The following is a 14,332-nucleotide window of genomic DNA, read 5'->3' on the forward strand; positions in this document are numbered from 1 at the left end:
GTCGGGGCCTGTAAGTCATCGCCGATCACCGCTAGGTTCCGGCGCGAACAGGGACGCAAAATGACACGCAAAACGATCGACCTCTGGCTCCGCGCCATGAACCCGCTGAAGCTGCCGCGCGGCATGGCCGAGGCCCAGCGTTCGGCGCGCGCCATGGTGATCGGCTTGGTCATCGCCCTGATCGTCGGCCTGATCCCGACCTGGTGGATGTTCACCTCGGGCTGGTTCGAGACAGCGATGAGCGCGGAGTACGCCAAAATGGGTCTGTCGGCGGATCAGTTGGCCATGCAGCAGGAGATGATGAAGGTCATGTGGCCGTTCGCTATCGCCTCTGGCGCGATCTTCTCCGTCCTATTCTATGCTGTCGTGGCGGTGGTTCAGTGGCGCATGATGACGCGCGCCATCCCGATCATCATGCTGGCGCTGATCGCCTACAGCGTAGTGGCCAATCTGGGGATGCGGCTGCTGGGGACCCTGCCATCGCCGGACCTTCCGCTGTGGATCAACCTGACGACCTGGCCGGCCATGCTCGTGTCGGGCGTGATCTATGTCGCGTCGCTGCAGGGCGCCATGCTGCTGCATCGCCTGAAGCAGGAGGCGTGATGTCGGTCATCCTCTACCACAATCCGAAATGCAGCACGTCGCGCAACGCCCTCGCCCTGCTGCGCGAGCAGGGCGTCGAGCCGACGGTGGTCGAATATCTGAAGACCGGATGGGATCGCGAGACGCTGGAGCGATTGGCGTCCAGAACCGGCCTCGGTTTGTCCGGCCTGCTCCGCAGGAAGGAGGCCGACGCCAAGGCTCTGCTGGACGCCGGCGCAGATGACGAAGCCATATTGGCTGCAGCGATCGCTCAGCCGATCCTGATCGAACGTCCGATCGTCGAGACCGACAAGAGCGCCGTCATTGGCCGCCCCGTGGAGCGGGTGCTGGAGGTTCTCTAGCGACCGATCCGACGGGGCGGCCTACCGGTTGCGGCCGCCCCGGTTCGGACGACGGTCGCCCGCCTCGCGGCTTTCGTGACGCCAGCGGATCGACAGGCTGGTCTGGCCCTGGCCGCCGAACTGCGAGGCGATGGCGACGTTGCGCCGAGGCTGCCATTCGACCTTGACCGCCGCACCATTCTGACCGCCGCCGATGACCTCCAGATAGACGTCGTCGGTGATGTAGCGACCGCCCGCAACCGTGACCGCAGACGCGTCGCCGCCGAACGACAGCCGGTCCAGACCCGCCAGTTCGCGCAGGTTGCCGATCACGTCGAACCCGCCGCCGCCCGCCAGGGCCGCGACCCCGGCCGCCAACTGCGCCGCCTCGAAGGCCGACAGCTGCGACGCCGACCGTCCGAACAGCACCTGCGACAGGATTTCGTCCTGGGGCAGGGACGGGGTGGAGGTCAGGGCGATCTTGGGTTCGGCGGCCGTTCCGGTGACGTTGATCGAGGCGGTCAGGGCCGCGTCCTCGCGCGTCGCCGCCAGGTTCAGACGGATCTGCTTGGGATCGGTCGACAGGGTGACGCGACCGGTGTCGTCGAACACGAACCGCTTGCCCGCAAACTCATAATCGCCGCGCACCACATTGGCCGTGCCGGTCAGTTGCGGCTGGGCGATGGTGCCGCGCACCCGGGCGTTCACGTCCAGAATCACGTTCAGGCCGCGACCGTTGACCCGCACCTTGCCGCCGCTGGAACGCAGGACGATGTCCATGCCGATCTGCGGGCCGCGCGCCTTCTGCTCCGTCTCCTCCGGATCGCCGCCGGGACGATTGATCTCGACCACATCCATCGAGACGATGCCGGTCGCGCCGGGCAGTTCCGGTTCGATCTTGGCCTCGTCGATGTCGATGCGGCCGCCCAGCTGGATATTGCCGTCGGCGCCGCGAACGATGGTGACCGGGCCAGAGGCGCGCGCTTCGGCGATATCGTTGTCGATGACCCGGAAGCGGTTCAGCATCAGTTGCGCATTCGATCCGGAGCCTTGGCGCAGACCGATGCGGCCCTGGCCGGACACCGTGCCGCCCTTGCCGTCATTGGCCGTGAAGGTCTCGATCTGGGCGGCTGTGTCGTCGAACCGGGTCCGCAGCGTCAGGTCGCTGAGCACCAGACCGACCGCATTCTCGCGATAGGAGCCTTGGCTCAGATCGAACCGGCCGTTCAGGCGCGGTGCGTTCAGCGTCCCGCCGATCGTCGCCTGACCCGCCACCTGGCCCGCCAGACTGCGGTCGCCGCCCAGGAACAGGTCCCAGATCGGCTGGATCTGACCGTTGATGGACACCCGGCCCGACATCTCGCGGGTCCGGGCGATGGCCAGGCGCAGCGGCGCGGCCGAGGCCTCGATCGGCAGGACGACGTCAGCCGAGGCCTGAACCGCGCCCTCGTCGACCGCCGTCGCCTTGATGCTCAGCCGGTCGCCCGCCAGGGTCGCGTCCACGCGTCCGTCGATGGCCAGGCCGCGCGGCGCGTCGATGCTGCGCACGTTCTGAAGCGCGATATTGGCCGTGCCCGACAGATCGCTGCCGGCGCCGCGCAGGGCGACCTGACCCGTCACGCTGCCGCGCAGTTCGGGCGAGATGGAGCCCAGATCGACCCGCGTCAGGTCGGCCTGGACCGCGGCGCCGCGCGCATCCTGACGCAGGTCGGCCAGCAGCACGCCTCCGCCCACGCCCAGATCCAGATGCGCCGTGCGGGTGGCCCCGTTCAGAGTGATCGAGGCCGGGCTGCGGGTCGTGAACGCCACCTCGCGCACCCGGCCGCCGCCGCGCAGCGTCAGACCGTGGGTGGTGTTCTGCCGCGAATAGACGCCCGTGCCGTTGAACTGCGCCGGGTTGGGGCCGCCCACGTCAAGCGCCAGGGTGAAGGGCAGGTTGTTCAGCGTGCCGCGCCCGTCCAGATCCAGCTTGCGAATGATCCAGCTCTGACCCGCCAGCCGGACATTGCGGCCGCTGACATCCAGAATGGCGCTGTCCGATCCGCCGCCGTCGGTCAGCCGCACCCGTCCGTTGGCTTCGCCCGAAGCCAGGAAGGCCCCGGCGCGCGCCGAGAAGGTCAGGTCTGCGCTGGAGGGAATGCTGTCGGACAGGGCTATGGCGCCCCGGGCCGTCACGCCGCCGGCGTCCACGTCCAGATCGCTGAGCCGAATGCGCTTGCCGCCTAGGAAGAAGTTGCCCGAGGCGCGCGCCGGTCCATAGTTCGAGCCGCTGACCACCGAAATCCGTCCGTCCGACGCATCCGCGCCCTTGCGGAAGCTGAGCGTTAGGTCGGCGTTGTTCAGCGTCAGAGCGCCGGCCGTGACCTGCTGGAAGCCGGCGGTCAGATCGACGCGCGGCTGGGCCAGTGTGCCGGTCAGGGCGCCACGTCCGTTCATGTCGCCGCCGATCTCGACCGGCCCGGCCGCGAACGGGCCGCGCGCGTTCCAGTCCAGCGCCAGCCTCAGCTTGCCGGCGGTTTCAATGATGCCCTTGGCCCCCGCGCGCCCGGCCGCGCCGGTCAGTTCGCCGCGCTCGACCTCGATGCGCCCGCCGTTCAGCTTGCCGGCCAGTTGCAGGCGCGGCGTCTTGCCGAGCAGGCGATCCAGTTCGTCCAGACCCACCGTCAGATTGCGGCCCCGTCCGTCGAAGTTCAGCACCCATGGCGCGCCGGCCCGCGCCGACGAGGCCCGGATCGGGCCGCCGAAGGCGCCGCGCGCATCGGGCAGCACGCGCCTGGCGTCGGTCAGTTGCGCCTCGCCGCGGAAGTTCATCCCGCCCAGCAGATTGCGCGAGCCCGAGCCGTTCAGCGTCAGGCCCTGGCCCTGAAGGTCGACCTTCGTCAGCAGGATGGCGCCGTCCTTCATCCGCGCCGCCTTCATCTGCACGCGCGGGGCCGGACCCAAGAGACCGCCGATGATGCCTTCGCCCGATCCGCCGTTCGCGCGAATGTCGCCGTCCAGATCAATCCGGCCGTTCTTGACCGCGACGTTCAACGGTCCGGCGATGCGCGTGGCGCGATAGCTGGCGACATTGGCGTTCAGCAGGGTGACCTGGCCATCGAGCGTCCAGGTCTGGGCGTCGCCCTTGAACAGGCCGGAATAGGCCGCTGGCCCCGCCACATCGGATCCGACCAGCCGGCTCAGCGAGGCTGTCTGAATGTTGAGGCTGATCCCGTCAGGCGAACTGCGGTCGGAGTTGCGGATCAGGCCGCGCGCCTCGGACTGGACATTGTCGGAAATCAGCTTCCACGCCACGCCCTGGCTGGCCTTGTCCGGCGTAGGAACCATGGCGAAGCCGAACCGCGCGGTGCGGCCGATTTTGGTGACGAAGGGCGCAAGCAGGTCCGAGTTGCTGAAGTCGGCGAAGCCCGCGACGCGAGAGCCCTTGTCGCCGAAATGGCCTTGGACGATCAGGGGGACGAACTGTCCCGTCTGAACCCGCGCATTGACGACATCGGCGTTCAGAACCGCGACCGCCGAGAACGGCTGATCCGGCGAATAGCCCAAGGCGCCGGCCAGCGGTCCGCCCTGAGCCTCATTGGCGCGAAGGTTCAGCCGCGTGTCTTCCAGCTTGCCGCCGATGGTCGCCGCCAGACGCAGGAAGTCGCCCGGTCGGTTCAGGCTGTCGGCGTTGACCGTCGCGCTCTTGGCGCCGGCGCGTGGCAGGCTGGCGTTCCCCGACAGGCTCCAACGGCCGTATTCCTTGGAGAAACCTTCCATCAGTTCGATGTTGGCCGCGAACTTGTCGATGCGGACAGAGATCGGCTGAGGGCTGGGCGGTTCGCCAGTGGGCGGCTCGACCACGGGCCGACGCAGGACGCGAATGGTCTCGGCCTTGATGTCGTTCGCATGGAAGCTGCGGCCCAGCAGGGCCAGATACGACCAGTCCATGCTGAGGTTGTTCGCCTCCAGCCAGATGCCCTGACTGTCGGCCAATGTGATGCGGTCGATGGTGAAGTCGCTGAGCAGATCGCCCTTCAGCCCATAGACCTTCAGCCGGCCGTAGCGGCTGATCTTCAGGTCCTGAAGCCTTTGCAGAACCATGTCGCGACCGCCGTCCGAGGCGATGTAGTAACGCCCTCCGACCAGGGCGGCGGCGATCAGCACCAGCAGTCCGGCCAGCACGACGCCGACGCCCAGGGCGATGCGTCTGATCAGCCCGCGACGCGGCTTTGCGGGCCGCGCGGCCTTGGCCGGCGTCTTCGCGTCTTCAGGCGTGGCTTCGGGCGGTGTATCGGTCAAAACGCCTGCCCGATGCTGATGTAGATTTGGAAGGCCGAGTCGCCCTCACGCTTGTTGAGCGGCATGGCGACATCGGCGCGGATCGGCCCGAACGGCAGCATGTAGCGCACGCCTACGCCCGCGCCATAGCGCATGTTGGTCAGGTTCGGCGTCTCCTGGAAGCCAACGGACCCAGCGTCGACGAAGGCGACGGCCTGGAAACTCTGACCGATCGACTGGCGCACCTCGAACGAGGATTCGAACAGCGACAGACCGCCCCGCGGCGTGCCGTCTGGCAGCTGCGGATTGACGTTCTGGTACGAATAGCCCCGCACCGAACCCCCGCCGCCGGAATAAAACAGACGGTCGGCCGGCACGTTCAGCTCGCTGCCGCCGACGATGGAGCCGATCTTCATGCGCCCGGCCAGGATGGTGCGATCACCCGCGACGGGAAAATAGGCGGTGCCTTGCGTTTCGGTGCGCAGGAACAGGATGTTGCTCTCGCCGGTCACCGCCGTCGGCTGAACCGCCAGATTCACCCGCCAGCCCTTGGTCGGGTTCAGCGGATCATTGGAGCGGTCGATATAGGCGCTGGTCCGCGCGGTGATGATCGCTAGATCGCGGTCGAAGGTCACGCGCTGCGGGGGCAGGGTGGTGAAGTCGTAGCGAGTCTCGCTGTAGCGCCCGGCGTCCAGCCCGATTCCGTAGTTGAAATAGGAGGTCTTGCCGATCCGCTGTTGCAGGTCGGCGTACAGAACCACGGCGGTGCGCAGATAGGCGTCGGTGTCTTCGTTGACCACCGCCGCGCCCAGCTTCAGCGTCCGGCCGGGCAGACGCCAGTGGGGCAGTGACAGGTCGGCGCCGATCCGGCTGTCGATGTCTGCCAGCCGCGCTTCCAGCCTCAGCGTGTCCGCGCGGCCGAAGCGGTTGTAGCGGGTCTGGATCACGTCCACGCCCGCGCCCTCCGCCGTCGACCAGGTGGCGCCGGCTTCCAGCACGCGACGGGGGCGGTCTTGCAGGCTGACCACCACGGGGCGATGACCGTCGGCGGTAATCTGGTCCAGTGGCGACAACGCGACGCTGACGCCGTCATAGACGCCGGTGTCCAGCAGCCGGCGTTCCATCTCCGCGACCATCTCGGGATCGTAGCGATCGCCCTCGTTCCAGGGCGCCAGGCCCGCCACCCAGGCGGGATTGGTGCGGCCCTGGCTTGTCAGACGCACGCCGTCCAGACGCACCAGCGCGCCGGAGGCGATGCGATACTCGGGCGCGACGGTGAAGGCCGCGTGATCCACCACGACACGGCGCGGATTGGCCTTGGCGTCGGCATAGCCGTCACGCACCAACGCCGCCACGGCCCGACCTTCGCCGGATATGACGTCTGCCGCTCTACCTGGATCGCCCGCCTTCAGCGCGATCGCAGTCTTGGCCTTGTCCGCCGCCTCGGCCTCAGGCGCGGGGTCGGCCCACTGGATCGTCGGATCGGTCAGCAGGAAACGGCGCCCCGGTTCGACCGAGACCACCGCGATCGGCGTCTCCTCGCCCTCGACGATGTCTTCGACGACCGGTTGATAGTAGCCTTCGGACCGCAGCAGGGCGGTCGCCGAGGTCACGGCGCTCTCGGCGCGACGACGGGCCTCGAAGCGGCTGGCCGGCGCGCCGTCAACCTCGCCCACGGCCCGCTCCAGCGCCCGCCGCAGATCGCCGTCCATGTCGCCCCGGATCTGCGCGCGGGGTTCCGCCGCCGCTGCATGGGCGCAGGCCGAAAACGCCGCGAGGGCGACCAGCAGGGTAGGCCTGAACGTCAAACTCGATCTTTCGTCAAAAGGACGCCCCCCGGCATACCTGTTCGTCAGTAGAACAGCGTCTCGCTCTCGGGCTGGACCGACTGTTCCGACGTGCGTTCCTCAGGCGGAAGCGTCGTCGACGGCGGGGGAGTGGGCGTCGGATCCTGAACCTCTGGCGCAGGCGGGGGAGCTTCTTCCTTGACCGGCGGAGGCGCCGGCTCGACCGACATCTCGCGATAGTCGTCATCCGAGCGCGAAGGACGGTCGTCGCAGGCCGACAGCGCGAGCACGCTAGCGGCGGCGGCCAAGACAAAAATCGAGCGTGTCATGAAAGTCCCCGGTCTCCGCCGACCAAACGCCTGTCGCGCTAAGCTGTTCCCTTAGCGCCGAAATCTGCGTCGGTCATCCTGCGTGATCGGACCATTTTGTGACCATTTGATCCAAGGTCAGTTCGGACTTGGGGGAGGGCGCAGCAACTACGCCGTCGAAACGGGGCGCGGGTTGCGGCAGGCCGCTGTGGAATGTTCCTCGCGCCTGATTGTGCGGATGATCCGGCGCCTCGGCCAGGCTAAGCACGGGCGTGACACAGGCTTCCGTCCCGGCAAAATGGGCGCTCCAGTCGTCACGGTTTCTGCTCGCAAACAAGGCCGCAAGCCGCGCTTGCAGGGCCGGCCAGGCGGCGATGTCGTATTGAACCGCATCAGCCGGATCGATCTCCAAGCCGGCCAGCAGCGCAGCGTAGAAACGCGGCTCCAGAGCCGCCACCGCCACGAACCTGCCGTCGCGACAGGCGTAGCAGCGATAGAAGGGCGCGCCCCCGTCCAGCAGGTTGGATCCGCGCTGGTCGCTCCACAGTCCGCGACCCCGCAAGGCCTGAAACAGACCGCCCAGCAGAGCCGCCCCGTCCGTCATGGCTGCGTCGACCACGCGTCCCTGGCCCGTCGTCCTGGCCTCCACCAGCGCGGCCAGCACCCCCACCACCAACAGCATGGCCCCGCCGCCGTAATCTCCGACCAGGTTCAACGGTGGGGAAGGCGGACGATCCGCCTCGCCCATGGCGTGCAGCACGCCCGACAGGCCGATGTAGTTAAGATCATGCCCGACCGCGTTCGCCAGCGGCCCCGTCTGGCCCCATCCCGTCACACGCCCGAACACCAGCGCGGGCTTTCGCGCCCGGAGGGCATCGGGACCATAGCCCAGCCGTTCCATGACGCCGGGCCGAAAGCCTTCGATCACCGCGTCGGCCCCATCGATCAACTGTAGGATGCGCTCGCGATCAGCCGGTGATTTCAGATCGACCGGAACGGCCGCTCGTCCCCGATGCAGGACCTCGCTTCCGACCTCGTCGAAGATCGCCGGTCCGGCCGAGGCGTCGCGCGTCAGCCGCACCACCTCCCCTCCCAGGTCCGCCAGCATCATTCCGGCGAAGGTGACCGGCCCCAAGCCGTCGAATTCGATGATGCGGACGCCATTTAACGGTTTCATGCCCAATGAGTAGCAGACCGGGTCTTGACCGGAAGGCCGGATTACAACAGAAGGCGCCCTTCGACGGTTCGGGCCAGCCTGGACGTCGCGCGGTGCGTCCTTAGCTCAGTTGGTTAGAGCATCTGACTTTTAATCAGAGGGTCCTCGGTTCGAGCCCGAGAGGACGTACCATTTAAAGCCCGCTTCGGCGGGCTTTTTGCTGTCTGGGCCTTGCCTTCAGTGCGTCGCGAAACGACCGGGCGCAGTCGTATCTGACGCGATCGGAGCGTTCGATTTGTCGAGATACTTCGATAGGGTGGCGACCAGGGCGGGCAACTGCAGCGGCTTGGCCAGGTGGTCGTCCATGCCGGCGTCGCGACACAGCTGGATCTGGTCCGGCTGAACATTGGCGGACAGGGCGATGATCGGCAGTCGGCGTCCTCCGCCCTGCTCAATCCGGCGAATCTCGCGCGTGGCTGTCAGGCCGTCCATGACCGGCATCTGCATATCCATCAGGACGAGATCGTAGACTTCGGACTGCACCGCATGCACCGCCTCGGCTCCATCGCTGGCGGTAGCGACCTCCAGTCCCATGCCGACAAGGATGACGCTGATCAGTTCGCGGTTGGCCGGGGCGTCGTCGGCGATCAGCACGCGGCCCTCGGGCATGACGCTGAGGCGCGGCCCTTCGGCCTCCAATCCGCCCTCGGCGATGTGCAGCGGGACGGTCACCTTGAACGTCGATCCCAGGCCGGGCTGACTCGTGACCACGATATCGCCGTCCATCGCCCGCGCCAGCCGCCGCGAGATCGCCAGCCCCAGGCCGGTGCCCCCGTAGAGCCGGGTCGTCGACCGATCCGCCTGCGAGAAACGTTCGAACAGATGGGCCTGGGTCTGAGGGCTCATGCCGATGCCGGTATCGGTCACCTCGGCGGTCAGACGCCATGCGCCGTTCGCCTCCAAGGCCCCGCCGACTGACAGGCTGACCGAGCCCTGGCTGGTGAACTTCACCGCATTGCCCAGCAGGTTCAGCAGAATCTGTCGAAGACGGGCCTGGTCGCCCATCAGGCGATCCGGCATGTCCGGCGACAAGTTGACGTGCAGAGCCAGACCCTTGGCCAGACACTGGGCCTCCATCATCTGGACTGTCTCGTGCGCCAGGGCGGCCGGGTCGAACCGCTGCGGCTCCAGCTCGATCATACCGGCTTCAAGCTTGGAATAGTCCAACACGTCGTTGATGACCGACAGCAGGGCTTCGCTGGCCGTGGCGATGCGCGCGACATAACCCTTCTCGGCCTCAGGCAAGGCCTCGCTGGCCTTCAGCAGGTTCGAAAAGCCGATGACGCTGGTCAGAGGCGTGCGCAGTTCATGGCTCATGTTCGCCAGGAACTCGCTCTTGGCGGCCGCCGCCGCCTCGGCCCGGTCACGCGCGGTGACCAGTTCGTCCGCCAGGATCTTGCGATCCGTCATGTCACGGATGACCACCACCACCTCCGACGGCTTGCCCGTTTCGGCAGCAAGGGCGCGGAAGGTGCATTCGACCCAGACGATCGAACCGTCGCGATGAAGGGCTCGGTGCTCCAGCCGGCACGGCTCCTTGGTGTGGATGGTTCCCAGCACGGCCCGGGTCACCATTTCCCGATCATCAGGATGGACATAGTCCATGGGCCGGCCGTTCATCTCTTCGGTGGTCCAGCCGAGCAGGCTTTCGATCGCCGGCGAGATGTATTTGCTGGTGCCGTCTGGGCGAACGCGGGTGATCACGTCGCCCACGTTTTCAGCCAATAGCCGATAGCGCGCCTCGTCACGCTGAGCGCGGGCGATCTGGGCCTGCTGGTCTGTGATGTCCTGAAACACGCCGTAAAGGACCTTCACGACCCCGGCGTCGTCACGTTCGGCGCGCGCCTGGGTCAGAACCGCACGCTCCTCGCCATCGGCGCGGATCAGCCGAAGACGCATTTTGTAGCCATCGCCGGTTTCGGCCGAGTGTGCGATCGCCGCCAACAATCCGGGCCTGTCGTCGGGGTGATAGCGATCGATGGCCGAATCGACCTGCGGATCGAAGGTTTTGCGATCCAGACCGTGGATGCGGAACACCTCGTCGGACCAGTGGACCTTGCCGCTGGCCAGTTCCAACCGCCAATGACCGACCCCGGCCATGTTTTCGATCAACTCCAGCGTGCCGTGGCGCTCATCGCTGACGCGACCGACTTCCAGCGACGCGATGATGTCTTCGGCCATGGCGCCCAGCGTGCGCAGCGTCGCGATCTGAGCGTCGGAGGGCTGAGGGCGGGGTTTGCGATCCATGACGCCAAACGCGCCCAGCGGCCGACCGTCTGGGCCGCAGATCGTCACGCCGGCGTAGAAACGCAGATTATAGGGGGGCGCAACCAGGAAATGATTGCGCGCTGCGGGGTCCGCCAGGCCGTCTTCGACCACCAGGACGGCGCCCTTGCCCTGGCGCAGCAGACGGTCGCCGAGGGTGCGTTCGCGCGGCAGGCTTCGAACCAGTTCACGATCGCTGCACCACAGTACGGCGTTGTCGCCGCTGACCAGGGTGACGACGGCGGCGGGCGCATCGAAAACCGTGCAGGCCAGTTCCGTAAGACGTTGGAACGGACCAGCAGGGGCGTCCAGGGCTTCCAGGCTCTTGGCGATGTAAGGCACGACCGAACTCCAACGACCGGTCAAAGTGACCTAAAATCAGAGAATTCTTCGTTACCGACCGCTTCCGCCGCTACGCTTTAATCGCCAGCCGAGGCGTGGTCTAAGCCAACCCATGAAACGCCTTCTTCTCGCAGTCAGTCTTGTTGCGCTTTCCGGTTGCAATGCCGGTCGGTCGGCGATGGGCGGCGCCGAACAGGTCGGGGCGGGCTTCGCGGCGGCGGCGACGGCTCCGCTGGAAGACTTCAACCTGCGTCGTCAGATGATCCCCACGGTGCTCCTTCAGGCCGAAGCCAATCCCTACGACCTGCGCAATCTGAATCAGTGCACGACCATCGGCGCAGAGGTCGCAAGGCTCGACGAAGCGCTGGGACCCGATACGGACGAACCGCCGCGTCAGGATGGCTCTTATCTCAGTGAGCGGGCGGCGGATGCGGCGGCCAAGGCGGCGCTGAACGCCATTCGCGACACGACGACCGACTTTATTCCCGGCCGAAACTGGATTCGTCGATTGAGCGGCGCTGAACAGCACTCAAAGCACGTTCAATCGGCCATCCAGTCCGGCCGGATGCGCCGCGCCTTCCTGAAGGGCATGGGCATGCAGCGGAACTGCGCGCCGCCGGCGGCGCCCAGCTGGTTCAGACCGCACCCTTAGGCGTCAGCCGTTCGACGTGTGGCGGGCGTGGAAGTCGCGCCTGAACTGCTCGAACCGACCCTCGGAAATCGCCGCACGCATGGCCGCCGTCAACGCCTGATAAAAGGCGATGTTGTGCCAGCTCAGCAGCACCTTCCCGAGGATTTCGTCGGCGCGGATCAGGTGGTGCAGGTAGGCCTTCGAATACGACGATGATGGGCCATCAATGGTCGGGTCCAGCGGGTCCTGATCCTCGGCGAAGCGGGCGTTCTTCAGGTTCAGCGGGCCATCCCAGGTCCAGGCCTGACCGTGACGGCCCGCGCGGGTCGGCAGAACGCAGTCGAACATGTCTACGCCGCGATACACCGCCTCGACCAAGTCGACCGGCTTGCCCACGCCCATCAGATATCGCGGACGATCGAACGGCAGCATTTCGGGCGCATAGTCCAGCACCTCGCACATGGCGTGGTGGCCTTCGCCGACCGCCAGACCGCCGATGGCGTAGCCGTCGAAGCCGATCTCTTGCAGTTGCTCTGACGATTGGCGGCGCAAGTCCTCGAAGGTCGACCCCTGCTGGATGCCGAACAGGGCTTGGTTTTCACGCTCGCCGAAACGGGTCTTGGACCGCGCGCCCCAGCGGATCGACAGCTCCATCGCCTTTCTGGCTGCATCCTTCTCGGCCGGATAGGCGACGCACTGGTCCAACTGCATCGAGATGTCGGCGCCGATCCGGTCGGCCTGGATTTCGATCGACCGCTCGGGCGTCAGAACGTGTTTGGAGCCGTCGATGTGGCTGGAGAAGGTCACGGCCTCCTCCTTTACCTTGGATATGCCGGCCAGGGACATGACCTGGAACCCGCCGCTGTCGGTCAGAATCGGCTTGTCCCAGCCCATGAACTTGTGAAGCCCGCCCAGACGCTCCATCCGCTCGGGCCCAGGGCGCAGCATCAGGTGATAGGTGTTGCCCAGCAGGATGTCGGCGCCGGTCGCCTTGACCTGATCCACCGTCATCGCCTTGACCGTGGCGGCGGTGCCGACCGGCATGAAGGCGGGGGTGCGGATGTCGCCGCGCGCGGTCTTCAGCACCCCGGTGCGGGCGCGGCCCTCGGAGGCGGAAATCTGGAAGGGGAAAGGCATTCAGGCGATCAGTCGTTCAAGCTGTTCGACGCGCGCCAGATCCTTGGGGCGGCCGAACAGGCGATACAGGGCGATGTGGTCCCGGATGTCCGGGACGAACAGGGGCGTGTCCTCAACGAAAACGCGGCGGCGCGAGCCGAAGGCGACCGGGGTCCAGTCGCCGCCGTCGCGGGTCTCCAGATCGGCCATGACCTCGACCAGGATCGGCTGATCCGGCGCGCGCCCGAAGACGGCGGAGCGGAACAGACCTTCGCCCGGATCGGGTATCACCACGCCGCCCAGCGCGCCCAGCAGGTTGCGCGCATCGCGCGGCGCGCACAGCACGTCGATGTCGGGCACATGGATGTCGGTCAGGCCATAGAGCGCCATCGCCGCTCCGCCGAAGATCCACCACGGCTCGCGCAGGTCGCGCGCGGCCTCGCCGACGGCGATCAGGCCGTCTTGAAGATCATGCGGAAGGTCATCGGGTGACACGGGGCGGGCTCGATTTCGTCAGGAGGCGGCATTTAGGCGTTCCGGTCGCGATTGACCACCCGATCACCATCCCAGCGACGCCTCGCCGCGCAGGATGGCTTCGGCCTGGGCGGTGTGCTTGCCGCCCTCGCGGTCGTGCAGGATCAGCGGCGGCAGCAGACGCAGCGGCGCGCGCCCGGTCTTGATGGCGTGCACCAGCACCCGCTTGGCCGGCTCGTCCGCGAAGGGATGGATGGGCCGCACGGCGAAGGAACCCGCCTTTCCGCCCAGTAAAGCCAGCAGATCGGCCAGTCGGTCGGCGCGGTGAACGACCACGACGCGCCCGCCTTCCTTCACGGCCTTCAACAGGAAATCGGTCCACGCCTTCAGCCCGTCGTCGGCCATCCAGGCGCCCCGCTTGCCTTCGGCCGGGGCGCGCAACGCTGTGGCGTCATCGAAGAAGGGCGGATTGGATATGGCCCAGTCGGCCGGCGCTACGCCCAGGGCCCGAAACCCCGCCGCCACGTCGCCGTGACGAATCACGGCGGATACGGCTGCTCCGTTCAGCGCCGCGTTCTCGGTCGCCAGCGCCGCCGTCGCCGGATCGCGCTCCACGCCCGTCAGGGTCACGCCCGGTCGTCGCGCCGCGATCTGCATCAGGACCGCGCCCGCCCCGCAGCCCGCCTCGATCACGCTCTGACCTGCCTCGGCCGGGACCGCCGCCGCCAGCAAAGCCGCATCCATCCCGGCGCGATAGCCGCGCGCGGGTTGACGCAAGCGCACCCGGCCGTTCAACAGGCCGTTCTCGACGATCGTCGTCGGCAGGGTTTCGACCGGCGCCAAGCCTCAATCTCCTTGACCCTCAAGGGGTCGAACATCATTGTGCGCCGCAACTCGCGGGGGCAAGCCGGCCCGGCCGCAAAAAGCCATTCCCGCGGCCCGCCGCGCCAGTGAAAGAGTATTCGTTTGGACGTCGCCATCGCCGCCGCTCACCGCCCGAAGGGGGACGT

Annotated in this window: 11 protein-coding genes and 1 tRNA gene; 4 read left to right on the forward strand and 8 right to left on the reverse strand. The window is 67.2% G+C overall.

Translation table 11 applies throughout. The features are described from left to right. The first annotated feature begins 60 nt into the window (after positions 1-60). Together ABIC32_RS14675 and arsC are read left to right on the forward strand one after the other, a co-directional pair. Positions 61-603, forward strand: coding sequence for a hypothetical protein (locus ABIC32_RS14675; protein ID WP_354074677.1), 543 nt, complete (start codon positions 61-63; stop codon positions 601-603). Continuing rightward, positions 603-944, forward strand: coding sequence for an arsenate reductase (glutaredoxin) (gene arsC / locus ABIC32_RS14680; RefSeq protein WP_354074679.1), 342 nt, complete (start codon positions 603-605; stop codon positions 942-944). Before ABIC32_RS14675 ends, arsC begins: the two co-directional genes overlap by 1 nt. A gap of 21 nt (positions 945-965) precedes the next feature. Here the strand turns inward: arsC and ABIC32_RS14685 are convergent, their stop codons facing one another. The 4 genes from ABIC32_RS14685 to ABIC32_RS14700 all read right to left on the reverse strand — a co-directional run bounded on the left by ABIC32_RS14685 (position 966) and on the right by ABIC32_RS14700 (position 8,461). Further along, positions 966-5,204 carry a translocation/assembly module TamB domain-containing protein gene (locus ABIC32_RS14685; RefSeq protein WP_354074680.1) on the reverse strand — a complete coding sequence of 1,413 codons (4,239 nt, stop codon included), beginning with the start codon at positions 5,202-5,204 and terminating at the stop codon, positions 966-968. Further along, a complete protein-coding gene (locus ABIC32_RS14690) occupies positions 5,201-6,991 on the reverse strand; it encodes an autotransporter assembly complex protein TamA (RefSeq protein ID WP_354074681.1) in 1,791 nt (596 codons plus the stop codon). The genes ABIC32_RS14685 and ABIC32_RS14690 overlap by 4 nt, the downstream gene beginning before the upstream one ends. A 44-nt stretch (positions 6,992-7,035) precedes the next feature. Beyond that, positions 7,036-7,278, reverse strand: coding sequence for a hypothetical protein (locus ABIC32_RS14695; protein ID WP_254607404.1), 243 nt, complete (start codon positions 7,276-7,278; stop codon positions 7,036-7,038). Between the two features lie 94 nt (positions 7,279-7,372). Next, complete coding sequence (locus ABIC32_RS14700; protein WP_502909350.1) at positions 7,373-8,461, reverse strand: CaiB/BaiF CoA transferase family protein; 1,089 nt, start codon at positions 8,459-8,461, stop codon at positions 7,373-7,375. An 88-nt stretch (positions 8,462-8,549) separates the two neighbouring features. On the opposite strand from ABIC32_RS14700, the gene ABIC32_RS14705 reads away from it, so the two are divergent. Beyond that, a tRNA-Lys gene (locus ABIC32_RS14705) sits at positions 8,550-8,626 on the forward strand. Positions 8,627-8,671: 45 nt separating this feature from the next. Here the strand turns inward: ABIC32_RS14705 and ABIC32_RS14710 are convergent. Then, complete coding sequence (locus ABIC32_RS14710; RefSeq protein ID WP_354074683.1) at positions 8,672-11,101, reverse strand: PAS domain-containing protein; 2,430 nt, start codon at positions 11,099-11,101, stop codon at positions 8,672-8,674. A gap of 112 nt (positions 11,102-11,213) precedes the next feature. Between ABIC32_RS14710 and ABIC32_RS14715 the strand changes: the two genes are divergently transcribed. Further along, positions 11,214-11,753 carry a hypothetical protein gene (locus tag ABIC32_RS14715; RefSeq protein WP_091745976.1) on the forward strand — a complete coding sequence of 180 codons (540 nt, stop codon included), beginning with the start codon at positions 11,214-11,216 and terminating at the stop codon, positions 11,751-11,753. A 3-nt stretch (positions 11,754-11,756) separates the two neighbouring features. On the opposite strand, the gene tgt is transcribed toward ABIC32_RS14715, so the two are convergent. From tgt to ABIC32_RS14730, 3 genes are all read right to left on the reverse strand, one after another. After that, entirely contained in the window at positions 11,757-12,869 is a 1,113-nt protein-coding gene (gene tgt / locus ABIC32_RS14720) for a tRNA guanosine(34) transglycosylase Tgt (protein WP_354074684.1), read from the reverse strand. Continuing rightward, entirely contained in the window at positions 12,870-13,343 is a 474-nt protein-coding gene (locus tag ABIC32_RS14725; RefSeq protein WP_055808117.1) for a hypothetical protein, read from the reverse strand. It abuts the gene before it with no gap. A 63-nt stretch (positions 13,344-13,406) separates the two neighbouring features. Next, the gene (locus ABIC32_RS14730) at positions 13,407-14,165 is read right to left on the reverse strand and encodes a tRNA1(Val) (adenine(37)-N6)-methyltransferase (protein WP_354074685.1); all 759 of its coding nucleotides are present in this window, start codon (positions 14,163-14,165) and stop codon (positions 13,407-13,409) included. Positions 14,166-14,332: the final 167 nt, after the last annotated feature.

The organism is Brevundimonas sp. 1080 (genome assembly GCF_040545985.1).
Classification (GTDB): Bacteria; Pseudomonadota; Alphaproteobacteria; order Caulobacterales; family Caulobacteraceae; genus Brevundimonas.

Bases quoted from the DNA above. Each gene is read 5' to 3' on its own strand.
- ABIC32_RS14675 (WP_354074677.1), top strand. From the start codon at position 61: ATGACACGCAAAACGATCGACCTCTGGCTCCGCGCCATGAACCCGCTG.
- arsC (WP_354074679.1), top strand. From the start codon at position 603: ATGTCGGTCATCCTCTACCACAATCCGAAATGCAGCACGTCGCGCAAC.
- ABIC32_RS14715 (WP_091745976.1), top strand. From the start codon at position 11,214: ATGAAACGCCTTCTTCTCGCAGTCAGTCTTGTTGCGCTTTCCGGTTGC.
- tgt (WP_354074684.1), bottom strand. From the start codon at position 12,869: ATGCCTTTCCCCTTCCAGATTTCCGCCTCCGAGGGCCGCGCCCGCACC.